Genomic DNA, 26382 nt, shown 5'->3' on the forward strand with positions numbered 1-26382 from the left:
GTGCAGACAAATTATAAATGCGCACGTGTATACAATTGAATTTTCTGCCATCCATATTCCTTTTCTGCTATAATGAAAAAAACAACAATTACTATTAGGGAGGAAGCGTCATGAATAAAACAACGGAAATGATCCGTTTAACAGAACAATACGGCGCCAACAACTACCATCCTCTTCCAGTCGTTCTCACCAAAGGAGAAAGGGTATGGGTCGAAGACTTAGAAGGCAATCGCTATATCGATATGTTAAGCGCTTACTCAGCGGTCAACCAAGGGCATCGCCATCCGAAAATTATTCAAGCGCTAAAAGAGCAAGCCGATCGCATCACGTTAACTTCCCGTGCATTCCATAACGATCAGCTAGGCCTTTGGTATGAAAAAGTCGCGAAACTAACAGGAAAAGATATGGTTTTGCCGATGAATACAGGCGCGGAAGCGGTAGAAACCGCTTTTAAAGCGGCGCGGCGCTGGGCGTACGACGTTAAAGGAGTAGAAAAAGATAAAGCGGAAATTATCGTTTGCGAAAACAACTTCCACGGTCGGACAATGGCAGCGGTATCAATGTCCTCAAGCGAGGAATATCGACGTGGTTTCGGACCGATGCTTCCTGGCATTAAAGTGATTCCATACGGCGATATAGACGCATTAAAGAAAGCGATTACAAAAAATACTGCCGCGTTTATTTTTGAACCAATCCAAGGGGAAGCGGGCGTCCGCATTCCTCCGCAAGGCTTTTTGCAAGAAGCGTACGATGTATGTAAAGAAAACAACGTTCTTTACATTGCCGATGAGATCCAATCCGGCCTCGGCCGCTCCGGAAAATTGTTCGCTTGCGATTGGGAAAACGTCGTCCCCGATATGTACATCCTTGGAAAAGCATTGGGAGGGGGTGTCTTCCCTATCTCTTGCGTAGCAGCAAACCGCGATATTCTCGGCGTGTTTAATCCTGGTTCTCACGGCTCGACATTCGGCGGAAATCCGCTTGCGTGCGCAGTATCCATCGCGGCAATGGACGTAATTATAGAAGAAAAATTAGTGGAACGCTCATTGGAATTAGGGAACTATTTCATCGAAAAACTTCGGGAAATTCAGCATCCAGACATTAAAGAAGTGCGGGGAAGAGGATTGTTTATCGGCGTGGAACTTCATACTTCTGCTCGTCCATATTGCGAAAAATTGAAGCAAGAAGGGCTGTTGTGCAAAGAAACGCACGATACCGTCATCCGCTTTGCACCGCCGCTTGTTATTACAAAAGAAGAACTTGATTGGGCGATAGAACGGGTGAAAAAAGTGTTTGCCCAATCATAAAAGCGAAACGGGGCAGATAAACAGAAACGCCCCGTTTTTTCTTACTCCCCGATTTTATTTCTTAACGTCCCGATGCCTTCCACCGTAATTTCTACAACATCGCCTGCCTGCAAAAAACGCGGCGGTTTCATTCCTTTTCCGACTCCCGCCGGCGTTCCGGTTGCGATAATATCCCCCGGTTCCAGCGTAATCCCGCGAGAAATGGTTTCAATAATTGTCTCAACATTAAAAATAAATTGTTCCGTGCTTGCTTTTTGTCTTATTTCCCCGTTCACTTTTGTTTCAATTTCCAGCTTGTTCGGATTTTCAATCAGCGATTTATGGACGATCCATGGCCCCATCGGACAGAACGTATCTAAACTTTTTCCGAGCAAATATTGTTGATGCCGTTCCTGCAAGTCCCGCGCCGTCACGTCATTGATAATGGTGTAGCCAAATACGTAATCAAGCGCTTCTTCTTTACGGAGCGCCTTTCCGCGTTTGCCGATCACCACCGCCAGCTCTCCTTCGTAATCCAACTCGTCCGTCACATCGGCGTGGCGCAGCACCGTTTCCTCATGTCCGATGACCGTTGTCGGCACTTTCGAAAATACAATGAGATGCTGTGGGATATCCGAATTTCCTCCTAATTCAATGGCGTGATCGACATAATTTTTTCCAACGCAAAAAATATTTTTTGCAGGGCGCGGAATTGGTGCCAGCAACCGAACGTCATGTAAAGCATACACGTATTGTGTGGACGGATTTTCTTTTGCCCATGCAGCAATTTCATTCGCTTGATGAAGAAATTTATCCCCTAACTTAATGCACTCCAATAATGATGAAGGAAGGGTTGGGCGCTGGCGCATCGCCTGTTCTGCGCGACATAAATGAATGACTTTCCCCTCTTGCTCCATTACTCCGACAAATGTTTCGTTGCCGCGCTGCGCTGTAACAAATCTCACCGCAAAATCTCCTTTCCATTGAAATATAGGCACTCGTTTATATTCGTTCTGTTCGCGAAAATTCCTACTGTTTGTTGAATTTTGTCTAAATTAGTAAAATTATTACTTATTTTAACGAATATCTTTCCTTTTTCGTCGCCATATGTATAATAATGTTTAGCTCCTTTCACTCGTAAACTCCCGTGACATTCTTTTGGCAAAACCATTGTTTTATAATATCGCTGGCAAGACGCAGGGATCGCTTATCCTAAAATAAAAATTTCATATGCAATGGATGCAGGAGAAGAAAGAAAAATTCCTCTACCATTAAAAAGATTGATGGTGAATACAATGGTCATTATTTTAATCGAGGAAAAGCGACAACAAATGATCGAATTGGCGTTGACGCACGGATTTACCGCCAAAGAAACGATTCAATGTAGCCAAGAATTGGACGAACTGATTAACCGGTATTTGCGGGAAACAGCGCCGATCGATCACTCTTCCTCACCCGTCCCTCAGTAATGCAAGTGCATTAGGGGGACTTTTTATTTGTGAAAGAACTGCTATTTCCCGTAAGCCGTTCAAGCGGACCGATCAGAAAAATCGCCGTCATGTGCAAATAATAACTGCCTTCCAAATCGATAACTGTAAATAATACCTGTTGAAACAGTAGATAATGAATAATGTTTAAATCAATCATAAAGCATATTTTCCTTAAACATGATTCTTCGTTAAGCGATACTCCGCTTAACAGGGATAACCCACAATCTCTACTTCATTCGCAAAGGCATTTGGAGATACTTTCTTAATTATCTAACAGACTCCATTCATATCTGCGCTGAATTTCTTATTAAAAGATTTTAACGCCTTACCACAAATGCGTGTTCATGTTAACCATATCAAACCACTCCGCTTCCGCAATCCGATATCGGTCCGCTTTGACAATGTCTTACCGCTCTATACTAATTAACGTAACGCCCCGTTTTCCCAAAGGAATCCCAATATCGTTTGCGCAAATGTACTTTTTGGATTTTTCCCGATGCTGTTTTCGGCAATTCATCGACAAACGTGACGCCGGTAATCGCTTTAAAATGCGCCAGTTTTTCACGTGAGAAGGCAATCAGCTCTTGCTCTGTCACTTCATGTCCAGGGCGAACGACCACAAACGCGTGCGGCGTTTCTCCCCACTTTTCATGTGGCGCAGCGATGACCGCCGCTTCCAACACTGCTGGATGCTCATATAAAACTCCTTCTACTTCAATGGAAGAAATATTTTCTCCGCCGCTGATAATGATATCTTTTTTTCGATCGACAATGTCAATGTATCCATGTTCATCTACCGTTCCCATATCGCCAGTATACAGCCAGCCATTGCGGATTGCCTCCATCGTTGCCTCTGGATTTTTCCAATATCCTTTCATCACATTGTTGCTTCTTATGACGACTTCACCGATCGTTCTTCCGTCATGCGGAACTTCATCGCCGCGTTCGTCCACCACTTTTACTTCGCAGCCGATCATCGAATAACCTGCTTTCGCTTTCATGAGATATTGTTTTTCTTGCGGCAAATCACGTAAATGAGAGCGGATCGTGGAAATCGTGTTAAGCGGGGAAGACTCTGTCATGCCATATACTTGGATAAATTCCCAGCCGAGGTCTTGTTCCACACGAGTGACAAATGATGGCGGCGGCGCAGAACCCGCGATTACAACGCGTACTGGATGGTCGATGACCGGCTTATGCTTGTCATAATACTGCAAGAGCATGTTTAATACGGTCGGCGCCATATGCATTACGCTAACCTTGTATGTTTGAATATAGTCAAAAATCACTTTTGCATCGACTTTCCTTAAACCGATTTGCGTCGCTCCGTTTGCCGTATAATAAAACGGCGCGCCCCATCCGTTTACGTGAAACATCGGCAATATATGTAAATATGTATCTTCGTCAGAAACGCGGAGATGATGCATCGATACTAACGCGTGAAGATAATTGTTGCGATGCGTCAACATGACTCCTTTCGGATTTCCTGTCGTTCCGCTTGTATATAAAAGGCTGCATACATCGTTTTCGTCAATGTTTGGCCGGTCAAACGGCGTGCTAGGATGCTGCTCAAGCCATTCTTCGTAAGCGGTTTCATTTATTCCCGCATTTTTTTGATGAACGATAATCGTCTTTACAGTCTGCAGCTTCTCCTTAATTGGCGCGATGAAATGATATAAATCTTGATCGACAAACAATACTTTGCTTTCGCTATGATTTAAAATAAACAAATAATCATCCGGCTTCAGGCGGGTGTTCAGCGGAACCATGACCGCTCCAAGCTGAAACACGCCGTAAAATCCTTCTAACATTTCCAGCGTATTTGGCGCCAAATACGCGACTCGATCCCCTTTTCCTACCCCCAATTGTTTTAGACCATGAGAAAGCCGATTCACACGCTCGTTTAGTTGTTTGTACGTGAGCGCGCGCCCGGAGCATATCATTGCCGTTTTCTCCCCGTATAGTGACACAGCCCTATCCAGAAATTGTGTTAATACTAATGGTACACTCATTATCCCATCCTCCACGAAATATTTTAGAAAATTCACAATTATATTATACACAATTTTCGATGATTACAATATGTATAAAAAGAAAAAGATGGCCTTTTTTCATATAGCCATCTAATTGTTTCCGCGTACTCCTGCATCTTTTATATCAGGATCAAATGTATTTGTTACACTGCAAAACGTATTTGTCTGCAAAAAATCGCCTGTATTTGCTCCTCCTGCCCCCGAATTCGTTTTCGTTGTACTTTTTGGAGCGATTTGCAGCACATCTCCCATATTTACTGTCCCGTTTCCGCTTACGCTCGTTACTTTAATTCCTCCGATAATCGTCGACGGCATATCCATTCCCCTTTATAATTTTATTTACTATCATATGACAAAAAAATTGATTCGTCTGGACATCCATCGCGCGTTTAACCGTTTTCTCTTTTTTTCATACACTAACAGTAAAAGCATATCAATAAAGGAGGAAACGTATGCCGTCATTTATTAGCGGTCCCATTAAAATTACTCACGTTAGTGGAGACGGAACGGTTAATTTTGGAGATGTATTACAAATTGCGCCAAAAAGTACGCTTAAAACAAATACTGGCTCTGGCGGCAGCAATAATGGCGATTTTCTACAAACAAATACGTTCGCGAGCTTTACAAACACCAACGACCCGGATGTTGCTGATTCCAATACTGCCGCAAATAATTAAAACACTCACCTTTTTGTCACCATGCCCATACACTATCATAAGAACGAGAGAAAGGTGTATTCCTTATGCCAGCATTTGTCGGAGTCATTAAATTAAATAGCATCGGAAGCAGCGGCGTATTTCATATTGGAGACGTGTTTGCAATTTCTCCTCAGAGCGTTAACAAAACATTTGCCGGCGCCGGCTCATTTAATATAGGAGATGGCTTGCATGTTTATAACTATTACAGCAATACAAATATAAACGATGCGGACATCGCCGACGAAAATGTAGTAGCTAACGCCTAAAAGGAGGAGAACCAATGAATTTTTATATTAACCAAAGCATATGCATTTACCAATTAAAAATTGGCTCTGTCACGAACTCATCCGTACTGCAAATCGGCAGCGCCGGCAGTATCCAAGCGCTTTCTACATTAGCAAACTCAGGCGGATTCACAAAACCTGCTCCAGAGGCGGTTGCTACCGTTCCGCTCGTAGAAGAAACGGTCACTCCTCTCGTCCCGCTTCATGGACCAACTCGCTAAAAAAGCGTGAAAATGGTGATGACAACCAAAGGCCGTCCATATATTTAAAGATGAAGGGACTTTGGAGAGGATGATTTCAATATTATGTTCCTATACGACTACTTTGCTAAACTGCGACGCTATCTGTTATGGCAAACGAAAAAGATACAATCGTTAGAACAACGGCTTCTCCTCCTAGAAAGTCAGTTAAAAGAACTGGAACAGCAACCGCACACCACCATTGAACGAATCGAATACAAATTTGATCAATTAAAAGTAGAAACATTGGAAGGAACATTAAATATTGGCATTACTCCTAACGGCGTTGGCAACGTTATCGAAGATTTTGCCGTTCAACAAAAAAATGCGGTCGTTCCGAAGCCGGAACCCGTCTTATTCCGCAACATTCAAGAAAAAGTTCATGCTTATTTAGAAAAGGAAGCAAAGGAGACGCTAAAAAGATTCGAAGAACAGTATTCGCATCGTCTGGACGACACGTATCGCCATTTTATTTTGCAAGACATTACCCGACAAGTAGACGAACGAATTCGTTTTTATTTGCATCAAAAAATGAATAATGGATACGTTCCTACATCAGATAATGATGAGACCGTCGTAAACGAAATTTCTCAAAAAGTAAAGATGGATATTGAACAATCGCTTGACCTTTTTCTAAAACATTTGCCAAAACAAGGAGGAGAATGATGAATTATACTGTGATCAACCATGATGTTCATGTTGGAGATATTCATGTAATGGCTGTAACAAGCTCCGCCATTTTTTTAATCGGGGATGCAGATGTCATTAATATCGCTTCCGCTTTCGACACGCCGCCGGAATCGTTGTTTATCGGTCCGTTTGTTCCGCTTGCCCCAAGAGGAGAGTAACTGATGAAACGAACATCAATTGTGGAATATTTTCATGGGGAAACTCTTATTTATAGTTCGGTCTTACAAATCGGTGATTCACGAGAAATTACCTCGCGTTCTCGTGTTTTAGCAGTTCAACGACAATATGAATTATTTTTCGGCGATGAAGGAGAAGGAAATTTTCCTATCTTTACAATGCCAATTCCAAAATTCCAAGCAAACCTTAACCGTATTTCCATACAGACACTTCATCAATCTCCAATCATTTCTGTTCGCTCCATTCGTGTATTGGGAGCTTCCGCTTCTGCCGTCATTCATATTGGATCGACTTCTACCGTTGATGCGGAAGCAAGAATTAAACATATCCGCCAGCTTGCTCCGAATTCTTCAGCACCTTCTATGGGAAATACCCAAACACCCACACCAATAGTAAAGGATGAGGAATAATGCCTTCTGTCGTCGGTCCCATTAAAATTAATAATGTCAGCAGTGGAGCGGTCGTACAAATGGGGGATTGCCTTTATATCGCTCCAAAAGTAGCAACCAAAACAATGGCTGGTTCGGGAGGATTCAATACGGGAGATTTTGTCATTACGAACAACGGCATCAGTTTCACAAACACATTTGACCCTGACGCGTTTGACAGCAATGTAGCCGCAAACAATTAGCAAAGCCGCCATTCCCTTTCAGGAAATGGCAGCTTTGCATTTTTATTTAATAAAAGTTACATAACTTCTAATTTAACTCGTGTTCCCCGCCCAGACGGTTCCGCCGGCTCAACAATGAGCCGTTTCGGCAAGCGAGCGCGAATTTCTTGCACATGGCTGATCACTCCGACAGACAGCCGCTGCGAATGAAGTTTTTCAAGTGCAGAAATAACGGTATCAAGAAGTTCCGCATCCAACGTGCCAAACCCTTCGTCCAAGAAGAAAAACCGGAGCGGATATTCGCCGCGCAATTGAATTTGCGCCGACAACGCCAATGCAAGCGATAATGACGTTAAAAACGTTTCTCCACCTGATAATGTTGTCACCGGACGCTTTACCCCGCCATTGGCGTCATCGCGAATGAGAAATCCTCCTTGCGAGTCGACTTCCAACGAATAGCGCTGTCTCGTCAACGAACTTAATCGTTCGGAAGCCATCCTCGTCACTTGAATAAGCTGTTCTTCCGCCAAAAATTCGACAAAGCTGTTTCCTTTTAAAATCGACTGCAAATGTTTATAACGGTCGACAAGAGCGGTCAGCTCTTGCTGTTTTTTCTCTAATTCGGCAAAACGCTTATGTTTTTCCGTTAATTCTTCCACTTTGTTTTGCGCGGCGCCTACTTGCTGCATCGTGCTGTCTACCTGTTGTTTCACTTCTTCGTATACAGCCTGCAATTGCTCCCATTGTTGTTGATCAACCGTTTCCCCGCCCATCGCTTCGGCAAGCTGCCCGAGGCGATGCTGAGCATGTTGCACTTTCTGCCAATAATCTTTGATTTGCTGTTCCCACTCGAATCGTTTTTCCGCTGCTACCTTTGCTTCTTTCACTTCGTTTTCGTCGGCAAACGCCGTTTTTTTCAATTCCTGAAGCCAACGCGATTTCGCTTCCTCATATTGCGCTTTTCCTTCTTCCAATGACTGCTGTATCGCTTTCGCCTCCGCTTCCAACGTTTGATGCTGTTTTTGCGCCTGAAGCCATCTTTGATAGGCTTGTTCTTCCTCTTTTTTTAAACGAAGCAGCTGCTGCTCTATTTGCAGAAGTTGCTCTTCCATTTGCGCTGTTCCCGCTCTTTCCAACAGCTGTTGCCTATAGCTGTCGATCTGCTGCTGTTTAGCCCTGTACAACGAAACGAGGCGAACTTTTTCCGTTTCTATCTCCCGCAGTTGTTGGGCCAACCGTTCTTTTTCGCTTAATTTATTGTCGAGAAACGGGATGCTGTCATCGATCCGTTTTTGCAATTGCCGGACGATTTCTTCGCGTTTTCGCATTTGATTGCGGATCACTTCGATCTCCGTAAAAGAAAAGTCGGCATATTTTTCGCGCCAGCTTGCTTGCAATCGATTGTATTCATCCAAACGAAGCTGCCATTCCGTTTGCAACTCTCGTATATCTTTCTCTAGCACTCTCCTTTCTTGTTCGATCGCTTGTTGCGACGATTCGGCGTCACGCCATTTTTGCAGCGCCTGCTGAACGGCTTCTTTTAACTGTAAACAATCTTGTTGAAGTGCCTTTACTTCCACGGCAATATCGATATCTTCTTCCACTTTCCATTTACTTACGTCAAAACGTTGAAACGCCCACTCATTTCCGATGAATTGCGCTAGTTGCTCAAGCTGCGCTTTTAACGCGTGCAGCATTTGCATATAAGATTGCCCATGTTTGACCTGCTGCTCAAACATAGCGATTTTCCCGCTGTCGCTATCATGGTGCTTATATACATACGGATTCGGATGCTCACGCGACCCGCAAACAGGGCACGGTTCCCCCTGGCGAAGCTGTTTGGCAAGAGTCGCCGCCATCTCCGCAGTTTTCGCCTGTTCCACTTTTTCTCGTTCTTGTTCCAGTTGTTGTTCGTACCGATACATTAGTTTTTCTAGCTGCCATTGCCGTTCACAAACAGAATGATAGATTTTTTCTATCTTTTGAAACAAAAAGTGCAATTTTTCTTTTGCCGCTTCTGCTTGCCGTTTCCGTTTTTCCGCTTCTTCGTTTGCTTGCTGCTGCGCTTGCTGTTTTTGTTCCAGCCGCTGCTGAATATGTTGGAGCGCATCTGCTATTCTTTCGATTTGCTGTTTTTCATCGTATGCCCGTTCAATCACTTCCTTCTGCTCTATTGAAGCTAAATGCTTTTGCAGCTCTGTTTTCAGCATCTGTTGTTTTTCGAGCCCGCGTTCATATAGCGCTGCCGCTTCCTGCCACTGCTCGCGTTTTTGCCGTTCTTCCTCTTCCACCTGGCGAATTTGTTTTTCCATTTCATTTAGTTCCGCTTCAAGCGAACGGATTTGCGCCGCCAGCTGTTGTGCTTGGGTTAGCTGTTCTTTTTTTGCCAACAAGCGAGGTTCAGAAGCGGCTTTTTCCTGGCGAATGCGTTCATAATGGCGCATCGCTTTTTCATGCAACGCTTCAGCCTGTGCGAGCTTTTGCCGCAATTCGTGCTGCTTCTGCTGCGCATTGGCAACCAATCGGCGCGCTTCCTCATACCGTTCGAGATATGGCCACATTCGTTCCGCTTGTTCCGCGCGTTCTTTTTTATTTTCCAATGCGCGAATATGCGGTTCTTCCATAGAAAAACGCACCAGTTCCGCTTCAAGCGTTTCTTTTTCCTTTTGCCAAGCCCATAGCTGTTTATTTCGTTCTATTTTCACTTCCATATCATGCAATTCTGCTTGCCGTTTTTTTAATAACTCCCAAAGCATGTCCAATTCTTGTTTTGCCCGTTCGAGCGCTTCTTTCGAGGCATCTCCCAGCCCCGCCTTCTCAGCGATCACCTCATTTAATTCACTAGAAATGGCGGCAAGTTTCTCTTTTAATTTTTTGTTTAACTTATCGCCATACGGCTCCAAATGAAAAAGGCGCTGTAGCATTTGCCGACGTTCGGCACCTTTCAATGACAAAAATTCGGCGAATTTTCCTTGTGGCAACACGACAGCGCGCGTAAAATCCTTCATCGTCAAACCTAGCAATTGCTCCACCGCTTTATTGACTTCTGTCCATTTATCAGCCAGCACAACATTTTCTGCGCCAACTTCGATAAGCCGGCATATTCCGCTTTTTAACCGCCATTCATCGCCGCGTTTAAAGCTGCGCTCCACCGTATAGCGCTTCGTGCATGAAGCGTTTTCTAATTCAAATGTAAAAGAAACGAACAGCTCATTTTCCGCGTGATTCATAATCCCATGCGTGTTGTTTGGCGCGCGTTCCACGCTGCCAAACAACGCAAGTGTCATCGCGTCTAAAATCGTTGATTTTCCGCTTCCCGTCGGACCGAAAATGCCGAAGACGCCGCCTTCGCATAACGATTGGAAATCAATCGTTTGTTTTTCGCGGAAACTGTGCAAACCAGCTATCGTTAACGAAATCGGCTTCACTCTTCCGCCTCCCCCTCTTCTTCCTGTTCCGCCACCAGTTCTAAAAACAAGCGAACAAGCTCGTCGTCCGCCTTGCCGCCTGTTTGGCGCTCATAAAAGCGGCGGAACATCTCTTCCAATGATAATTGCTCCCGTTTGCTGCTCTCGATATGCTCTTTTTTTTCTGGAAAGACCGGACGAATATGGACAAAACCAGAATGAAGCTTGCGCAATCGGTAAATCTCTTCCATCGATAACGGCTGCGAAAGGTGGATTTCTAAATCAATCCATGCAGATCGGTCTTTTCCTTCTTCGCACCAACGATACACTTGGGCAATCCCTTCCGTCGCCTGCCATTTTACTAGCGGTTTGCCAGACGACAATGGAATTTCGGAAACTGCCGCTTTTTCTCCTGGTTTTACATCAATGATCGTAACCGATTTGGCATATCCTGCCTCGGAAAAGCTATATGCAAGCGGCGAGCCGGAATAACGTGCTGCCGTTTCCGCACGTTTTACATCTTGCGGCCGATGTAAATGGCCGAGCGCGACATATTGGGCTTGTTTTGGCAAACTGGCGGCGGACACCGTGTAGGCGCCGCCGACTTCGATCGGCCGCTCTGAATCAGATGTACTTCCCCCCGCGACATAAATATGGCTCATGGCTACGTTTACCGTCTTTTCCGAAAACGAAGCGGCCATCGTCGCAAACAAATGGCGAATCCGCTCGTCGTATCGATCGCGCAACGACATTTCCGAATGTTCTTTGGACAGCAATTCCGCTAAACGGGATTCAGAAGGATACGGGAGCGGAGCGAGCATCATCGTTTCGTTTCGTGCCGGCACTTCGATGCGATAGACGGCTGTATCCGGCCAGCCGAGCAAAAGGATGCCGTAATCGGCTACTAACTTCGCGGCAGCGCTAATTCGCTCAGGATGGTCATGGTTGCCGGCAATAACGGCGACAGGCCGTTTCCCTTTATCCGAAAGGCGGGCGAGACTTTCGTAAAACAATTGCTCGGCCGCCGCCGGTGGATTGACAGAATCAAACACATCGCCCGCCATTAGCACAACATCAATTTTTTCTTTTTCCACAATGTCGACGAGCTCGTCAATAAATTGCTCCTGCTCCGATAGCCGGCTCCTTCCTTCCAGCGTTCTTCCTAAGTGCCAGTCAGCTGTATGTAAAATGCGCATACGCTTCCGTTCCTTTCTCACTGAAAAGTATTGGGAAAGGGGGCTCCATCTTTTCCCTTTTTCCTTAAATCGGGAGAAGATGAGAGCCATCAAATAAATATAAATAACATTCGTCTACATTCATTTTCCAAATTTGTTCCACAGCGCGGCGGTATAATTGCATTTGTGTTTTATAACGGGAGATCATCACCTGTTTTGCTTCGCGCCAGCCTCCTGCAAACCGATTCGTTATCGCATCGGTTTTAAAGTCGATTAGCACAAGCCCGTTTTCGTCGGCAAACAAACAGTCAATGACACCTTGGACGAGAATTTTTCTTTCTCCGCCAACTCCATCTCCATATACTTCTTTTGCCGACAGCGCCAAGCTAAACGGCACTTCACGTTGAACTTCGCTAGCGGCGCAGAGGCGCTTGCCGATTTCCGTATCGAAAAATGCGACAATGCTTGAAACGTCGACCGCTTCTGCCTGCTCGTGCGTTAACAGCTCCATTTGCACCAATTTCGCAATTTGCTCGCGGACTGCTTCTTCCGTAATCGGCGCTGCGAAATCTACATGCCGCATCACAATATGCATCGCCGTCCCTTTTTCCGCTGGTGTCAATGTCTTTTCTCTCATAAACATTGGACGTTCAAACAGCGGAGTGGAAAACGAATGAAGCAGCATTCTGTCCGCGTTTTCCCCGAAAATTTCACGATGCTGTTTTAACTCGGATACCGTCTGTTTCGCACGGACAAGCGTTTCTTTCTCATATGCATACTTCCATGAAAGGAGGCGCTGCACTTCTTCTGCGCATTCACTGGTCGGAACACGTTCTCCCCGCTTCAGTGCAGCGGCGATTTGTTCATCAAATCTCTCTGTTTCTTGGTCAGCGTCATACAGCTCTCTAGCTGGAATCATCGTTATATGCCAAACAGACGGATGGGAAGCGATTTCCTCGCATACATGGGACAAGCCGCCTAAGTGATGCCCGTCGCGGTGGCGAATAAGCGCCCTTCCGATCCAGTCTAAATAGCAACTCGCAGCGGCGCGAACGTCATCCGGCAAAAGCCAGTTCTCTTCTGTCGCAGTGCTTTTCCATTTTTCTATTTCTTTTTGCGCATCTTTCACCGCCCCAATTAAGTATAGTTTCTCTTTCGCTCTTGTTAGCGCGACGTATAAAATGCGCATTTCTTCCGCCAAAAAATCAAGCCGTTTCTTCTGTTTGATCGCGATTTGCGGCAACGTCGGATAACTGATGCGCAGCTTCGGATCGACAAAGCGCGCCGCAAAACCGAGTTCTTTATCAAGCAAATACGATCCATATAAATCCCGTTTGTTAAACGAGCGCGCCAAGCCAGCAACAAAGACGATTGGAAATTCAAGACCTTTGCTGCTATGAATCGTCATAATGCGAACAACATCTTCTTGTTCGCCAAGAGCACGCGCCGCTCCTAAATCATCGCCGCGTTCCTGCAGGCGCTCGATAAACCGCAAAAAGCGAAACAGTCCGCGAAATGACGTCGCTTCATATTGCCGCGCTCGGTCATAAAGCGCGCGCAAATTCGCCTGGCGTTGCTTTCCGCCGGGCAAACCGCCGACAAAATCGTAAAAATGCGTATCCCGATATAGCTGCCAAATAACATCCGCTAACGAACGCTGCCGCGCCATTGTCCGCCATTGTTTCAGCTGTTCGGAAAAAAGGCGCAATTTTTGCTGCAGCATTTCCTCTTCCGCGTTATCCGCCACTTTATTTAAAAATGATATCATCGCTTCGTAAAACGTTCCTTTTTTCTCGTGAATGCGGATCAGCGCTAGCTCGTTTTCGTTTAAGCCGACAATCGGAGAACGCAAAACCGACGCAAGCGGTATATCTTGATATGGATTGTCGATCACGTTTAATAGCGACAACATGACAGATATTTCTGTCGCCTGAAAATAGCCGGAAGATAGATCCGCATGCACCGGAATGCCTTGCGCGCGGAACTCTTCCATAATTTGCGGAGCAGCCGTCATGGAACGGAGAAGAATAACGATGTCCCGATACATGGCGCGGCGCATCCGCTTCGCTTTGCGATCGTAGACATGCAGCGGCTCGGAGATGATCTCCTTTATTTTTTTTGCGATCATGCGCGCTTCGAGCTGGGCTGCCGCCAGTTCGTTTGCATCCAATTCCCCGCTTTCTTCCTTTCCTTCGCCATTCCGGTCAATCACGATCAGCTCTGGAGCGGCTGGCACATTGTCCGGATAGTCAACAGCGCCATATTTTAGTTCCGCCGCTTCGTCATATTCGATCTCCCCGACTGTTTCGCCCATAATTTGCTTGAAAATAAAGTTTGTGCCGTGCAAAACTTCCGCGCGGCTGCGAAAGTTACTGGACAAATCGATTTTCATTCCCGAGCGCTCACCGTCTGCCGTAAACCGTTTGTATTTGCTTAAAAATAGCAGCGGCTCCGCCAAGCGGAAGCGGTAAATGGATTGCTTTACGTCACCTACCATAAACAAATTTCCGCCTTTTGCCACAAGCTGCAATATCGCTTCTTGCACCATGTTTGTATCTTGATACTCGTCCACAAGCACTTCAACAAATTGGGCGCGGTAATCCAAAGCAGCATCAGACGGAAGCCATTGTCCATCAGCCGAATCCGGATGACGCAAAATTTGCAAACAATAATGTTCCAAGTCGGAAAAATCGACGATTCCTTTTTCACGTTTGCGCGCCTGATACATTTCCGTGAATCGTTTTACTAACCGAACAATCGTTTCAACGATCGGCTTCATTTCCCGCATATGGCGAAGCCACGTAACCGGGCGAAGCGAAAACACATTGTCGCGCAACGATTCTAACTTCTTTTTCGCCTGATCGCGTAATGAATTGGCTTCTTCAAGCAGTTGCGGGTCATATTCATCACCGCGGCACGATTTTAAACGCGATAAAGACAATGACCGAAACGCTTCATACAGCTCATTCCATGAGCGGTCCAACAACGTTTCTAAATGGGCAATCTGTTGCAAATCATCGCGATAATTTTCGGCGCGCGGCAACGGGCCTCGAGGCAAATTCGCCAGTTGCACCGCCTTTGAAATGAGGCGCTTCGCCGCAGCCAATTCCATCTTTACATACCTTTTCAGCCAAGAAATATATGGAATTTCCTCCAATGGAGTATTTTCATCTACATCATACATTGCAACAAGACGATCAAGCCATTTGTATGGTTCAGGATGCGACCGGGAAAACTCATGGATGGCTAAAATCATTTCTTGCAGCTCGGCGTCGCTCCGGTCTCCTGTATAGCGGTCCACTACGTCAAAAAACGGTTCATTATTTATTTTTCCATATTCTTCTTCCAACAGCTCTTCCATCACTTCTTCTTTCAGCAATTCCGCTTCCGTGTCATCAGCGACGCGAAAGACGGGATCGATATCGATTAAATAATAATATTTGCGAATGACGTCTAAGCAAAATGAGTGAATCGTGGAAATCGAAGCACGGTTCAATAGGCTAAGCTGTCTCCGCAAATGAAGCGAGTTTGGCTGTTTGTCCAGCTCACGTTCGATCGCTTCCGCAATTCTCGTTTTCATTTCTGACGCAGAAGCGTTTGTGAACGTCACGACAAGAAGCCTGTCGACATCAACCGGGTCTTCTTTCGCCGTAATTTTTTGGATGATCCGTTCGACAAGCACCGCCGTTTTTCCTGATCCCGCCGCCGCCGCTACTAAAATGTCGCAACCGTCCGCCACAATAGCCTGCCATTGTTCATCCGTCCACTGACTCTCCTTCGGCTTTGGACAAAAAACGTTACTCATTGAAGTCCTTCCCTTCCGATAATTTTCGCACGATTTCCTGATTTTCTTGCGGAATTAACAGGCGATAGCGATGATTCGGAAACGATTCGTCAAACTGGCAAACCGGCTTAAACGAACAAAATTCGCAAGGCGTCTGTTCATTCAGCTTGTATGGCGCAACATCGACAATTCCATCGGCAATTTGCATGCCGATCATTTGAAACAGATGCCGGATATGCTGGCGAAGGTGCCAAAAATCTTCTTCGCTGATGACGGAAGATTTGGCGTGAATTGCTCCTTTTTTTGTAATTTGCGCCGGAACGATCAGCGACCATTTGCCTTCCTCCATTTGCGTATCCATCAAACGGATTGCTTCCGCATCCCCAAGCAAAAGCCCGCGCATTTTAAATTGTTCCAGCAGCTTCCGTTCCACTTCTTTTTCATCATGAAGAAGCTGATCGCTTTTAATAACCGGATTGTGCACATGGAAATAAAGAATTCCGGCCGGAAAAGCTTCCTTGCCGACTAGCTGTTCCGCGTAAGTGAGCACAATGTCCAAGTAAGTGAGCATTTGTAGCGCAAGACCGTAGTACACTTCCGTTAAATTTAGCGTTTTAGCGCTCGATTTATAGTCAATGACGCGCAACAGCACTCCCCTTGAACTTTCCGCTTTATCAACGCGATCGATGCGGCCGACAAGCTCCATTACCGTTCCGTCCGGAAGGCGGAACGTAAGCGGCGGAAGCGCGCCGTTTGGCCCAAACTCCAGTTCAAGGCCAATCGGCACAAAGCTGCTTGCTTTGGCGTGCTCGCTTAATACGTTCGTTGTTCGCGCAACAATGTTTCGCAACTTCCGTTTCATATAGTGGTATCGATTGGAGCTGAGCAACACTTGCTGCTGGATGAGCGGCGCGATTTGTTCCACCGCTTCTGTTGACAATTGCTCGCATTGTTGTTTGGACAAATTGCGCCAATCTATTTTCGCTTCGCGGAGGCGGTCGGAAATGATTTTTAGCGCGTAATGAAACAGTTGCCCGATGTCAGGAGCATCAAGACGAAAAACTTCCCGCTCCTTTAACCGCAATCCGTGGGAAGCAAAGTGGGAAAACGGGCATTTTTGAAACTGCTCCATGCGCGATACGCTCGCCTGAATTTTTTTTCCGTATAGCCGCTTGCTAATTTCTTTTTTCAGCGGCGTTGCCTCATTCGCATAAAACAGCCCGGCAAGCGCTTTGCGCGCCTGCTCTCTCCATTGCGGATCGCTTGCGTAAAAGTTATATACATCCCACCAAAGCGGCGCAATCGAATAATGCCGTTTCCATGCTTGCAGCTGCGCCACAAGATACGTCAGCGTCGCCCGCGGAGCGGTGACAAACGCTCGTTGTTCCGCAAGCTCCGCATCAAGCGGATCGTTTCCGCAGACACGCTTTTGCAAATTCGGAAATAAATCGGCAAGATGCTTAATAATGATCGAAGGAGAGAGCGCTTTTCCTTCTTCGTTTGCCAGCGGATATGTCACATATAGGCGCTCGCTTGGGCTCGTTAACGCTAAATAAATGAAAAACGGTTCATAAAATAACTGTTCTCTTCCTCCCGGCGCGACTCTCGTTCCAAATTGCTGCAAAAGTTCACGTTCCGTTTCTGCGAGCAATCCGTCTTCTTTCGCTTTCGCCGGAATAACCCCTTCATTTACGCCAATAATAAACACGCATTTGACATCAATAAGCCGCGAACGGTCTAATTGGGCAACAATCACTTGGTCGATCGCAGGCGGAACGAGCGAAAACTCAAGACGGTCAAGCCCCGTTTCGATGATTTTCGCAAACTCCGCTAGCGGAATCGGCTCATTTCCCAACAATTCCACATATTGATTGAATAAATCAATCACTGCATTCCATACTTGCTCATGCTGCCGCGCTTCCATCAGCCTTCCTTGTTCTTCCGCTTCTTTGCTCATTTTCTCTAGTTTTCTAGGAATTTGCAATTCTTCTAAGAACAGATAAATCGCTTCACAAAGGCTCCTGCCGTCTTTTGCCCTGCGCATGCGGCGCTCTAGCTTTGAAAGCGGCGCTGCAATCATATCGCGCCATTGATTCAGCTTTTCTTCGTATTGTTTTTCCTCATCTGTTTGCGGAATGGATAGTCCTTCTAATGCCTGGTAGCGGCGATATGTCCACCGCTCGCCATTCGTCCATTTTTCCCCTTTAATCCCATATGCGAGAACATAGTTTTCCAGCTGGTCCATCGCTTCGCGCAGCGCGTCGGTATCTTCTTCCGCCGGAAATAGTAAATCGGTTTTAATGGCGCGAAACACCGATTCGTAACGCCAGCGCGATGTAATAATTTCCATGCTGGCCCGCAGCAACTCAATAAGCGGATGATGGTGCATCGGCTCTTTCTCATCCATGAAATAAGGAATATGAAAATCAGAAAAAACCGTTTTCACTAAATCGCGATAATCTTCCGTATTGCGGACGATCAAAGCGATATCGCGGTAACGGTATCCTTCGTCGCGAACAAGGCGGACGATTTCGCGGGCAATCGCTTCGACTTCCGCGCGGCGGTTTGCCGCTTCATATACAATGATGGAATTCATTTTTTCCGAGAAGGCGACGGCGGGACGAGCATGGTAATGCGCTTCAAGATGGGCAAGCGCCTTTTCTTGATGGCGCATATTTTTTTGGAGAATGACTGCGTCTTCAATCGCGACGCCGTTTAACAACGCCATTTGGCGAATATCATGATACGTTTTCGCGGTTAAATAAAATAAATGCAACTCATTTGGTAACCGATCGTCGTAAGGGGCATCCACCGTTAATGAAACAGTGACCCGCTTACAATGAATAAGCAGCTGTTCAAGCACCATATACTCCTGCGGCGTAAATTGGTGAAACCCGTCAATATAGATTTCTGCATTCCGCAAATAGTGGGAGTGTGGGATTTTTTCGGAAAGCAATCGCAAATAGTCTTCGGAATCTATGTAATGATTGAATAAACTTCTCTCTAGCTCCTCATAAACGATAGATATATCATTTAGCTTATCGGCTAACACTTTTTCAGCCGGCTTTTTCCCTTGCTCTGTCAGCGTTTTTACATGTTCGCGGAGATGCTGCGGAGCAACGCAGTAACGTTTGCATTCTGTAATTGTATCGTGAAGCTGTTGGATAAAGCCCGCTTTATCGACAGCGCGGCCAAATAATTTCAATTGTTGCTTCCGATGTTCGACAATTTTCCGAATCATCATCTGCATTCCGATATCATTGATATGGTATCGGCTCATTCCTCCCGTTTCTTGCAAAACTCGCCACGCTAACCGCGTAAAGCTAAACACTTGCGCCCGTATCATTCCGTCTAATCCTGGTGTATGTATTAACGCATATTCCGATTGAAACGTCATTTGTTCCGGAACAAGATAAACAATCGGGTTCCCTTTCGGATCTTCTTTTAGTTTATCGCGAATTTCGTTAAGACACGTCGTTGTTTTTCCGCTTCCGGATCGTCCTAAAAGAAATCGGAGCGACATCGGTATCACCTTCATTTTCCACTATTTTCTTCATTATAGCACATATGTTCGTATTTTGGAAGAAAAAACCCCGCTTAAACTCCATTTCGCGAGTGCATAAAGAAAACTATACCGTTTTTGAAGAAAAAAAGTATTCACGAGCTATGCCGCACGATGAATACTTTTTCATTTTAAAAGCGGACGGAAAATTGTTGAACAGGCCAATAGCGCAAATCGACCTTTCCTACTACTTGGCTTATTTTTACAAAGCCAAAATGCCGGCTGTCCCAGCTGCGTAACCGGTTATCGCCAAGGACAAAGATACATCCCTTCGGCACTCTTTTTTTCCCTGTAAGTTCTTCCAGCGTAAAATCCCCCGTCAGCTTTCCGCCGCTCCACTTATGTTTATATGGCTGCAAATACGGTTCAGCAATTTTCTTCCCGTTAATATACAGCATATCATTTTTGTATTCAATTTGCTCGCCAGGCAGCCCAATCACGCGTTTCACATAATCTTCTTTTTTATTTGCGTGAAAGACGATAACATCAAACCGATGAATGTTTCCGATCTGATAACTTAGTTTATTGACAATTAGCAAATTTCCTTCCTGTAATGTTGGCATCATTGATTTTCCCTCGACCATATAGTTGGTGAAGCAAAGAAACCGCAATATCAAAATAAGCGTGAGTATACTTCCAAAAAGAAATGACTTGCACCGCCGTCTCTTTTCGTCCATCTTCCAATCGCCACCTGTCATTATAAATCTTCGTGATCGCGCTGTTTTTCCGTTAATGAAAACTTTGCTTCCACTCTTTTTCCAGCGTACCATAACAATGCGATAACAACCGCTATCATGACTGTACGCAACGGCTGTTTCACCAGTGCAGCGATATCGTATCCAATAAAGCTAATCGTAAAAATCATCACCACCTTGCCGCATAATACCGCCAAAATAAACTGTTGCTGACTCATTCGCGACAACCCGGCGACGACATTGACTATTGCCGATGGAGTAAACGGAAAACAATATAATAAAAACACCGGACCAAACCCATGACGCTCAATCCAATGCATAAACTGTCTCACTTTTCGATGGCGACTTACAAAATGAAAAAAGCGCTTTTGCCCGATTTTTCGCGTAATCGAAAAAACGAGAATAGAACCAAGGCACGCGCCGATCCACGAAATAAGAAATCCTTGCCATAAACCAAATGCTGCTGCATTCGCCATCACAAATACAAACATTGGTAAAATCGGAAGAAAAGATTCCAATAATGTCGCCGCAATGCCTGGAACCACTCCAAACGAACGATATTGCTCAAGCATTGATAGCACGTTTTCAAGAGTGAACCATTGTTTGATTGTTTCGATGTCCATGTATACTCCCCATTCACCGTTCACATCATAATTATATATTTATTTTACACATTTGTACGAAGAATTTGAACTACTCTTTACATATACTAACTATCGAAATAATGGAAAAACAGCAAAAAATGAGGCCGCTTCTCCCCCACTTGCCTGCGCTGGAAAAATGCACAGGGCGGGAGAGAGATTTTTCGGCTTTTAAAAAATTATCGCTGTTGCCATCCTTCAGAACGGTTCATGCGAAATGCATATTGCAATTTACGTTCTCTTGCCTCCATCCGCTCTGACAATTTCGTCCGCAACTGTGCCGTGCGGTAAAGCTGATTCACAAAAGAGTGATAGGAAACATCAAGCAAAACGCTTTTTTCGTTGGTGAAATAGACGATCGTTTGATCATTTTTTGTGGGTTCATATTTGTATACGTGAAGGTGAGAAAGCCAAACACAGCGGGAATCATTTGGGGAAATCGTTGGAAAAACGTAAATTTCGTTGAGTGGTTCAATCGCGATCGGAGCTTTATGCGTAACGCCAATGACAGCTCTTGTCCCGTCTTTTCTGCCTCGAAAACTAGCGCCGTAATAGTTGCAGCTGCGCTTCACAATATCAAGCGGCCTCATTTTGACAACATACTCGCCATCTTCTTCCACGACCTTAGCATACGAATTGCCGTGCAAGTGGTGCGGTAAAATCGCCATGGTGTATCGGCTAATAATAAATTGGTCCAAGATGATGAACTCATTTACTTTCATTCCATTTTCTCTCCTCTCTTCATACATTATACCTACTTCTATCATACCATTAATAGTTATATTTTTCTATATTTTCAAAAAATATAAGTGTTTTTGTGATGAAAATCGCTTAGGAATTATCAAATATTTGCCGAATTTCTTCTTCCGCCAAATATTCGTTTGCTTGTTCTAGCGCTGTATGCTCTCCGACAGAATCCCCCGCATACGTTTCCTCATTCAAAAAAGCTTGATGGAAATGAAAATCCGTACTCATCCGAAATTCAGGTTGTAACGTCGGTCCAAACGGCATTTCTTTTTTTTCGTTTTCCTTTTTCATCATTAATCGCCTCCTGTGATTATGATGCGCCAACGTTCATTCATTTATGCAACCACAGTCTTTCGCTATATTGTCATGTCCAAAAAGTGTTTTTTTCACGATGTTAGTCTAAAAATTAGACACGGAGAACAGGTAGACTATAACAAACTTAATTACTGTCCGAGGTGTCCAATCATGAAAAAGAGAACATTGGATAAGGAATACAAGAGGCTGTTGAATGATGCTTGGAGAGGGACAAGTCCATCGCCCAAGCGGCAAAGGAGTTAGGGGGGCTTACAACGCGCTTCGCGTTGGGGCAAAGAAAGCAAGGGAACGAGTTTTATCAGTTCCGGAAACATCAAGCCACAAAAGCAAGAAATCATCGAATTACGCCGCCTTATAACCAAAAATTGGAATAAGAATTAGCAATCCTAAAAAAGGCGTTAGGCATCTTCACCAGAAACCAGAAGTAATTCACGCATTTATTTTTCCACACCGAAATGCATTTCGTGTGGTGATGATGTGCCAAGTAACTAGATGTTTCCAAAAATCGGTATTAAGACTGGCTTAAACGGCAAAAAGTAAACAAAAAGAACAACGAACTCAACAGATTCGAAATAAGTATCTAAAGTCCCGCAAAATTTACGAAAGCCCGAAAATGATGCAAGCACTACGCAAACAAGGGATTCGAGCGTCTCATTGCATCATGAGCGAAGAAAGCTTGAAGATCCATTACCGTCAATGCAAAACCACTACGAACAGTAACCATCCTTACAACGTCTATGACAATGTAGTATTGAAACAAATCAAGCAACGGTTCCGAATGAAGTATAGGTGGCGGATACGATATACATTCCTGCCAACGAGGGCTGGTTATATTAGCGAGCATCGTGGATTTATCGTAAACTAGAATGGGTATATCAATGCACGAATGACGAAAGAGTTAGTGATTCAAGCGTTGCAACGGGCTCTCAACAGCGAAAAAACAACGGGATGAGTGATCAACGATTCGGATCATGGAAGCCAATATGCTTCCGCAGCTTTTACAGGAACATCATTTTCCAGTGAGCATGTCAAAACGTAGGAATTGTTACGACAACGCTTGTATAGAGTCGTTTCATGGCTTAATCAAAAAAGAGTGTATCGTCCAAATCGATTCCATGCGCCGAAGGAAACGAAACACCTTGGCTATGTATCGCCATGCGAATTGAGGCTGCTTCTACGCTAATCAGAGAAAAGTAGCTGTTTAACATGTCCGTTTTCTTGACACATCACCAATTCCCTTTTACCCCAAAACAATGAATGGAAAATTTCTTCTTCAAAAAAATCCGGCTCTCCTTAGCGAGCCGCCGAGCTATTGTTTTTATTTCACTCTTGTCACCGCATCAATCCATGTACGCGCCATCAGCATATTACCAATAGAATTCATGTGAACACCGTCAGTTGTCAGTCGATATGGCGAACGCGCTTGCAAATAGGCAAGAAACGACTGATGGGTAGGCACTAAAATGCCCTGAAACCGCTGCGCCATTTTTTGCACAATTTCCACGTACGGTTTCAACTTTATGTTGCCTTCTGAACGAATATCCTCGCCGATAATGGTCGGCTCCATAAATATAAGCTGCGCTTTCGTTTTTTCCTTTGTTTGTACAGCCAGCTGCGTATATACCTGTTCAAATTGGTCTGGATATACTTGCTCCTTCTCTGGATGGTCGAGCTGCCGCCATACATCATTGATGCCGATCGAAATGGAAACGATATCTGGCTGAAGATCGATAACGTCGCGCTCCCATCTCGCAAGCAGGTCGGGAATGCGGTTACCGCTGATACCGCGATTGACAACATCAAAGGAGCGGTGTGGATAAGTGGTAATAAGATAGTCGCGGATCAGCCGGACATATCCATCGCCAATTTGCTCTGGGTCTTCCCATCTTCCCGATTCGGTAATGCTGTCGCCAATAAACACAATTCTTCCTTCGAGTTTCATCTTCTCCCCCGCTTCCTTATCATAAAATGACGGTTTTAAATTCAAATGCAAACGCATCATAACGGTGCATAGAAATCGCATCATGCCAAACGCCTGCCTGTTATCTAAAAACGCGACTTTCTCGATTTCCGCGACCGGATCATGCTCTTGCATATGCAAATTCTTCCGCTGTTGATTGCGGATGCGAATCTGCGGTGGTCGCTTTGAATTTTCAGCCCCAAGTCTGCTTCAATATATTGTAAACAGATGCTTCCAAATGTTCCTTTTTACCCCCGCCATCAAAGAAAAAAACCACATGATAGCCACTTAACTATTCGCTAAAAACACTAGCAACAGTGCAAAAATCACCATAAAATAAAATCCATATCAAGCCCCCTGTTTCGCTGGCAGTTGTCGTTTCACCACGTATAAAGCGCATATGAACACCCCCCATATAAGCAACAGCATATACAAACAAATATAATCGTAGCAACAACAGCAGAACTCCATCCATTAGGAAAAAGGAAGAATGACAAAGGCTAAAAATAGATCGTCAATCCGATAAGAGGAAGCGATAGGATCTTGCTGTTGCGATATGAAATAACTGACGTACCGCCTGCGCATTGCCACCGAAAATTTCCCCGACCACATCACTCAATGTGCAAAAAGAAATAGAAAATCCTAGAACAATCGCATATTAAATAAACCCAAAACAACAAACTGGATTTAATCAGGCGATAAGTAGTATCGATAAAAAATACCTATTGTCCAAAATGGCCGTTTTTTGTTTTGTTTCGTATTCCCACAACATATCGCCTGCCTCTGCTTTCTATTATAAGCCAATCGTACAAAAGTGATATACTTTTTTCATGCGTCCGGCAGAAATGGGGCGACAATCTGTTCTTCTTGTTTCCCTTCGATGCTATCCCTCCCAAGTTGTTCGATTTCTTCTTTTGTCGCCGGCGATGTGATTGGCCAATCCCAGAAAACAATCCGTTTATAAACTTCTTTTTTGCACATATCGATAAAGATTCCTTGTAGTAGTCCGCCTGCTTCTTCTCATTTGGAGTTCCTTTATCAATGATTTTCCAGTCTACCAATGGAGTGATTCTTTTTTATATTTTTTAAAAAATAAGAGGGGCGACCTCTCAAAGGAAATTTTTATTCCCTCTCGGGTCAGCCCCTTCCCTTTTATATCAAATCCCCCATATCCCCTTATGCTGTGGTAAATTGTTCTTCTTCTGTCGAACCTTTTAACGCAATCGTCGACGATTGGCCGCCGGAGATCACTTGTGCCACTTCGTCGAAGTAACCAGTACCAACTTCGCGCTGATGTTTCGTAGCGGTGTAGCCATATTTTTCTGCAGCGAATTCCGCCTGTTGCAATTCTGCATATGCTGCCATGCCGCGTTCTTTGTATCCGCGGGCCAATTCGAACATGCTGTAGTTTAACGTATGGAAGCCAGCGAGAGTCACGAACTGGAATTTGTAGCCCATTTTTCCAAGTTCTTTTTGGAAGTTGGCAATCGTTTCGTCGTCCAATTTTTTCTTCCAGTTGAATGACGGCGAGCAGTTGTAAGCAAGCAATTTGCCCGGGAATTTTTCATGAATTGCTTCTGCAAAGCGGCGCGCTTCTTCGAGGTTCGGCTCGCTTGTTTCGCACCAGATTAAATCTGCATATGGTGCGTATGCTAAGCCGCGGGCAATCGCTTGGTCAAGACCTGCCCTCGTGCGGTAAAAACCTTCTGATGTCCGTTCGCCAGTAATAAATTCATGGTCGCGCGGGTCAATGTCACTCGTAATTAAATTCGCCGCATTCGCGTCTGTACGGGCGATTAGCACCGTCGGCACACCCATGACATCTGCTGCAAGACGTGCCGCAATCAAGTTGCGTACCGCTGTTTGCGTTGGAAGCAGCACTTTTCCACCTAAGTGGCCGCATTTTTTTTCCGAAGAAAGTTGATCTTCGAAGTGAACGCCGGCTGCGCCTGCCTCAATCATCGCTTTCATCAATTCAAACACGTTTAATTGACCGCCAAAACCTGCTTCCGCATCGGCAACAATCGGCACGAAATAATCGGTATCACCGCTTCCTTCCAAATATTGAATTTGATCGGCGCGTTGCAGCGCTTGATTAATCCGTTTCACCACATGCGGCACGCTATTGGATGGATATAAGCTTTGATCCGGATACATTTGCCCGGCAAGGTTTGCATCAGCTGCAACTTGCCATCCGCTTAAGTAAATTGCTTTTAACCCCGCTTTCACTTGCTGGACTGCTTGGTTTCCAGTTAACGCGCCAAGCGCATTTACATAATCTTCCGTATTCAACAACTCCCAAAGTTTTTCTGCCCCGCGGCGCGCCAACGTATATTCGATGTCAAGCGAACCGCGCAACTTAATGACATCTTCCGCGCTATACGGACGGACAATTCCTCTCCAACGCTCCTCGTTTTTCCAACTTTCTTCTAATTGTTTGACACGTTCTGCAAAACTCGCCATTTTCCTTCCCCCATCCCTATTGTTATAATACATTATTGTTTTGTACGTTGTTATTATATAACAGAATCCTAAAAAAGAAAACAGTTTTTTTGAAATTTTTTAAAAATCGCAGAAGATTGCCCTCAT

Annotated in this window: 25 protein-coding genes; 10 read left to right on the forward strand and 15 right to left on the reverse strand. The window is 44.9% G+C overall.

Annotated elements, in window-relative coordinates; translation table 11 throughout:
• The first annotated feature begins 110 nt into the window (after positions 1–110).
• The gene (locus MWM02_RS15300) at positions 111–1307 is read left to right on the forward strand and encodes an ornithine--oxo-acid transaminase (protein ID WP_244402371.1); all 1197 of its coding nucleotides are present in this window, start codon (positions 111–113) and stop codon (positions 1305–1307) included.
• Positions 1308–1348: 41 nt separating this feature from the next.
• Here the strand turns inward: MWM02_RS15300 and MWM02_RS15305 are convergent, their stop codons facing one another.
• Entirely contained in the window at positions 1349–2251 is a 903-nt protein-coding gene (locus MWM02_RS15305) for a fumarylacetoacetate hydrolase family protein (protein ID WP_244402372.1), read from the reverse strand.
• A 330-nt stretch (positions 2252–2581) separates the two neighbouring features.
• On the opposite strand from MWM02_RS15305, the gene MWM02_RS15310 reads away from it, so the two are divergent.
• Entirely contained in the window at positions 2582–2755 is a 174-nt protein-coding gene (locus tag MWM02_RS15310) for an aspartyl-phosphate phosphatase Spo0E family protein (protein ID WP_064552687.1), read from the forward strand.
• A 10-nt stretch (positions 2756–2765) separates the two neighbouring features.
• Here the strand turns inward: MWM02_RS15310 and MWM02_RS15315 are convergent, their stop codons facing one another.
• The 3 genes from MWM02_RS15315 to MWM02_RS15325 form a co-directional block, all read right to left on the reverse strand.
• Positions 2766–2933: a hypothetical protein gene (locus MWM02_RS15315; protein ID WP_244402373.1), complete on the reverse strand. Its 168-nt coding sequence runs from the start codon at positions 2931–2933 to the stop codon at positions 2766–2768.
• Positions 2934–3195: 262 nt separating this feature from the next.
• Complete coding sequence (locus tag MWM02_RS15320) at positions 3196–4788, reverse strand: fatty acid--CoA ligase (RefSeq protein ID WP_244402374.1); 1593 nt, start codon at positions 4786–4788, stop codon at positions 3196–3198.
• A gap of 111 nt (positions 4789–4899) precedes the next feature.
• Entirely contained in the window at positions 4900–5124 is a 225-nt protein-coding gene (locus MWM02_RS15325; RefSeq protein WP_064552534.1) for a spore germination protein, read from the reverse strand.
• A gap of 137 nt (positions 5125–5261) precedes the next feature.
• Between MWM02_RS15325 and MWM02_RS15330 the strand changes: the two genes are divergently transcribed.
• The 7 genes from MWM02_RS15330 (at position 5262) to MWM02_RS15360 (ending at position 7528) form a co-directional block, all read left to right on the forward strand.
• Positions 5262–5486: a spore germination protein gene (locus tag MWM02_RS15330; protein ID WP_244402375.1), complete on the forward strand. Its 225-nt coding sequence runs from the start codon at positions 5262–5264 to the stop codon at positions 5484–5486.
• Between the two features lie 65 nt (positions 5487–5551).
• Positions 5552–5773 (forward strand): spore germination protein, encoded by a 222-nt coding sequence (locus MWM02_RS15335; RefSeq protein ID WP_064552536.1) that lies wholly within the window; start codon positions 5552–5554, stop codon positions 5771–5773.
• A 14-nt stretch (positions 5774–5787) separates the two neighbouring features.
• Positions 5788–6012, forward strand: a complete 225-nt coding sequence (locus tag MWM02_RS15340) for a spore germination protein GerPB (protein WP_064552537.1) — start codon at positions 5788–5790, stop codon at positions 6010–6012.
• A gap of 84 nt (positions 6013–6096) precedes the next feature.
• Entirely contained in the window at positions 6097–6696 is a 600-nt protein-coding gene (gerPC, locus tag MWM02_RS15345) for a spore germination protein GerPC (protein ID WP_244402376.1), read from the forward strand.
• On the forward strand, positions 6696–6878 hold the full coding sequence (locus tag MWM02_RS15350; protein ID WP_064552539.1) for a hypothetical protein: 183 nt from the start codon (positions 6696–6698) through the stop codon (positions 6876–6878). The genes gerPC and MWM02_RS15350 overlap by 1 nt, the downstream gene beginning before the upstream one ends.
• Positions 6879–6881: 3 nt before the next feature.
• Complete coding sequence (locus MWM02_RS15355; RefSeq protein ID WP_064552540.1) at positions 6882–7307, forward strand: spore germination protein GerPE; 426 nt, start codon at positions 6882–6884, stop codon at positions 7305–7307.
• Positions 7307–7528: a spore germination protein gene (locus tag MWM02_RS15360; RefSeq protein ID WP_064552541.1), complete on the forward strand. Its 222-nt coding sequence runs from the start codon at positions 7307–7309 to the stop codon at positions 7526–7528. The genes MWM02_RS15355 and MWM02_RS15360 overlap by 1 nt, the downstream gene beginning before the upstream one ends.
• A 56-nt stretch (positions 7529–7584) precedes the next feature.
• Here the strand turns inward: MWM02_RS15360 and MWM02_RS15365 are convergent, their stop codons facing one another.
• The 8 genes from MWM02_RS15365 to MWM02_RS15400 form a co-directional block, all read right to left on the reverse strand.
• Entirely contained in the window at positions 7585–10935 is a 3351-nt protein-coding gene (locus tag MWM02_RS15365; RefSeq protein ID WP_244402377.1) for an SbcC/MukB-like Walker B domain-containing protein, read from the reverse strand.
• Positions 10932–12110, reverse strand: coding sequence for an exonuclease SbcCD subunit D (locus MWM02_RS15370; protein ID WP_244402378.1), 1179 nt, complete (start codon positions 12108–12110; stop codon positions 10932–10934). The genes MWM02_RS15365 and MWM02_RS15370 overlap by 4 nt, the downstream gene beginning before the upstream one ends.
• A gap of 64 nt (positions 12111–12174) precedes the next feature.
• A complete protein-coding gene (gene addA, locus MWM02_RS15375; protein ID WP_244402379.1) occupies positions 12175–15894 on the reverse strand; it encodes a helicase-exonuclease AddAB subunit AddA in 3720 nt (1239 codons plus the stop codon).
• Positions 15887–19396 carry a helicase-exonuclease AddAB subunit AddB gene (gene addB / locus MWM02_RS15380; protein ID WP_346015919.1) on the reverse strand — a complete coding sequence of 1170 codons (3510 nt, stop codon included), beginning with the start codon at positions 19394–19396 and terminating at the stop codon, positions 15887–15889. Before addB ends, addA begins: the two co-directional genes overlap by 8 nt.
• Before the next feature lie 170 nt (positions 19397–19566).
• Positions 19567–20112: a signal peptidase I gene (gene lepB, locus MWM02_RS15385; protein ID WP_064552546.1), complete on the reverse strand. Its 546-nt coding sequence runs from the start codon at positions 20110–20112 to the stop codon at positions 19567–19569.
• Positions 20113–20132: 20 nt separating this feature from the next.
• Positions 20133–20753: a TVP38/TMEM64 family protein gene (locus MWM02_RS15390; protein WP_064552547.1), complete on the reverse strand. Its 621-nt coding sequence runs from the start codon at positions 20751–20753 to the stop codon at positions 20133–20135.
• A 197-nt stretch (positions 20754–20950) separates the two neighbouring features.
• The gene (locus MWM02_RS15395) at positions 20951–21493 is read right to left on the reverse strand and encodes a competence protein ComK (RefSeq protein WP_064552548.1); all 543 of its coding nucleotides are present in this window, start codon (positions 21491–21493) and stop codon (positions 20951–20953) included.
• 109 nt (positions 21494–21602) lie between these two features.
• Positions 21603–21812 (reverse strand): hypothetical protein, encoded by a 210-nt coding sequence (locus MWM02_RS15400; protein ID WP_064552549.1) that lies wholly within the window; start codon positions 21810–21812, stop codon positions 21603–21605.
• Positions 21813–22026: 214 nt separating this feature from the next.
• On the opposite strand from MWM02_RS15400, the gene MWM02_RS15405 reads away from it, so the two are divergent.
• On the forward strand, positions 22027–22191 hold the full coding sequence (locus MWM02_RS15405; RefSeq protein ID WP_244402381.1) for a hypothetical protein: 165 nt from the start codon (positions 22027–22029) through the stop codon (positions 22189–22191).
• Between the two features lie 960 nt (positions 22192–23151).
• Here the strand turns inward: MWM02_RS15405 and MWM02_RS15410 are convergent.
• From MWM02_RS15410 to aceA, 3 genes are all read right to left on the reverse strand, one after another.
• Complete coding sequence (locus MWM02_RS15410; protein ID WP_244403636.1) at positions 23152–23775, reverse strand: SGNH/GDSL hydrolase family protein; 624 nt, start codon at positions 23773–23775, stop codon at positions 23152–23154.
• 846 nt (positions 23776–24621) lie between these two features.
• Positions 24622–24774, reverse strand: a complete 153-nt coding sequence (locus MWM02_RS15415) for a hypothetical protein (RefSeq protein WP_244402382.1) — start codon at positions 24772–24774, stop codon at positions 24622–24624.
• A gap of 195 nt (positions 24775–24969) precedes the next feature.
• A complete protein-coding gene (aceA, locus tag MWM02_RS15420) occupies positions 24970–26256 on the reverse strand; it encodes an isocitrate lyase (RefSeq protein ID WP_064552550.1) in 1287 nt (428 codons plus the stop codon).
• Positions 26257–26382: the final 126 nt, after the last annotated feature.

The sequence above is a fragment of the Parageobacillus sp. KH3-4 genome (genome assembly GCF_022846435.1).
GTDB classification, from domain to species: Bacteria; Bacillota; Bacilli; order Bacillales; family Anoxybacillaceae; genus Parageobacillus; species Parageobacillus thermoglucosidasius_A.

Bases quoted from the DNA above. Each gene is read 5' to 3' on its own strand.
- MWM02_RS15300 (WP_244402371.1), top strand. From the start codon at position 111: ATGAATAAAACAACGGAAATGATCCGTTTAACAGAACAATACGGCGCC.
- MWM02_RS15310 (WP_064552687.1), top strand. From the start codon at position 2,582: ATGGTCATTATTTTAATCGAGGAAAAGCGACAACAAATGATCGAATTG.
- MWM02_RS15315 (WP_244402373.1), bottom strand. From the start codon at position 2,933: ATGATTGATTTAAACATTATTCATTATCTACTGTTTCAACAGGTATTA.
- MWM02_RS15320 (WP_244402374.1), bottom strand. From the start codon at position 4,788: ATGAGTGTACCATTAGTATTAACACAATTTCTGGATAGGGCTGTGTCA.
- MWM02_RS15325 (WP_064552534.1), bottom strand. From the start codon at position 5,124: ATGCCGTCGACGATTATCGGAGGAATTAAAGTAACGAGCGTAAGCGGA.
- MWM02_RS15330 (WP_244402375.1), top strand. From the start codon at position 5,262: ATGCCGTCATTTATTAGCGGTCCCATTAAAATTACTCACGTTAGTGGA.
- MWM02_RS15335 (WP_064552536.1), top strand. From the start codon at position 5,552: ATGCCAGCATTTGTCGGAGTCATTAAATTAAATAGCATCGGAAGCAGC.
- MWM02_RS15340 (WP_064552537.1), top strand. From the start codon at position 5,788: ATGAATTTTTATATTAACCAAAGCATATGCATTTACCAATTAAAAATT.
- gerPC (WP_244402376.1), top strand. From the start codon at position 6,097: ATGTTCCTATACGACTACTTTGCTAAACTGCGACGCTATCTGTTATGG.
- MWM02_RS15350 (WP_064552539.1), top strand. From the start codon at position 6,696: ATGAATTATACTGTGATCAACCATGATGTTCATGTTGGAGATATTCAT.
- MWM02_RS15355 (WP_064552540.1), top strand. From the start codon at position 6,882: ATGAAACGAACATCAATTGTGGAATATTTTCATGGGGAAACTCTTATT.
- MWM02_RS15360 (WP_064552541.1), top strand. From the start codon at position 7,307: ATGCCTTCTGTCGTCGGTCCCATTAAAATTAATAATGTCAGCAGTGGA.
- MWM02_RS15370 (WP_244402378.1), bottom strand. From the start codon at position 12,110: ATGCGCATTTTACATACAGCTGACTGGCACTTAGGAAGAACGCTGGAA.
- addA (WP_244402379.1), bottom strand. From the start codon at position 15,894: ATGAGTAACGTTTTTTGTCCAAAGCCGAAGGAGAGTCAGTGGACGGAT.
- addB (WP_346015919.1), bottom strand. From the start codon at position 19,396: ATGTCGCTCCGATTTCTTTTAGGACGATCCGGAAGCGGAAAAACAACG.
- lepB (WP_064552546.1), bottom strand. From the start codon at position 20,112: ATGGACGAAAAGAGACGGCGGTGCAAGTCATTTCTTTTTGGAAGTATA.
- MWM02_RS15390 (WP_064552547.1), bottom strand. From the start codon at position 20,753: ATGGACATCGAAACAATCAAACAATGGTTCACTCTTGAAAACGTGCTA.
- MWM02_RS15395 (WP_064552548.1), bottom strand. From the start codon at position 21,493: ATGAAAGTAAATGAGTTCATCATCTTGGACCAATTTATTATTAGCCGA.
- MWM02_RS15400 (WP_064552549.1), bottom strand. From the start codon at position 21,812: ATGATGAAAAAGGAAAACGAAAAAAAAGAAATGCCGTTTGGACCGACG.
- MWM02_RS15405 (WP_244402381.1), top strand. From the start codon at position 22,027: ATGATGCTTGGAGAGGGACAAGTCCATCGCCCAAGCGGCAAAGGAGTT.
- MWM02_RS15410 (WP_244403636.1), bottom strand. From the start codon at position 23,775: ATGAAACTCGAAGGAAGAATTGTGTTTATTGGCGACAGCATTACCGAA.
- MWM02_RS15415 (WP_244402382.1), bottom strand. From the start codon at position 24,774: ATGTGCAAAAAAGAAGTTTATAAACGGATTGTTTTCTGGGATTGGCCA.
- aceA (WP_064552550.1), bottom strand. From the start codon at position 26,256: ATGGCGAGTTTTGCAGAACGTGTCAAACAATTAGAAGAAAGTTGGAAA.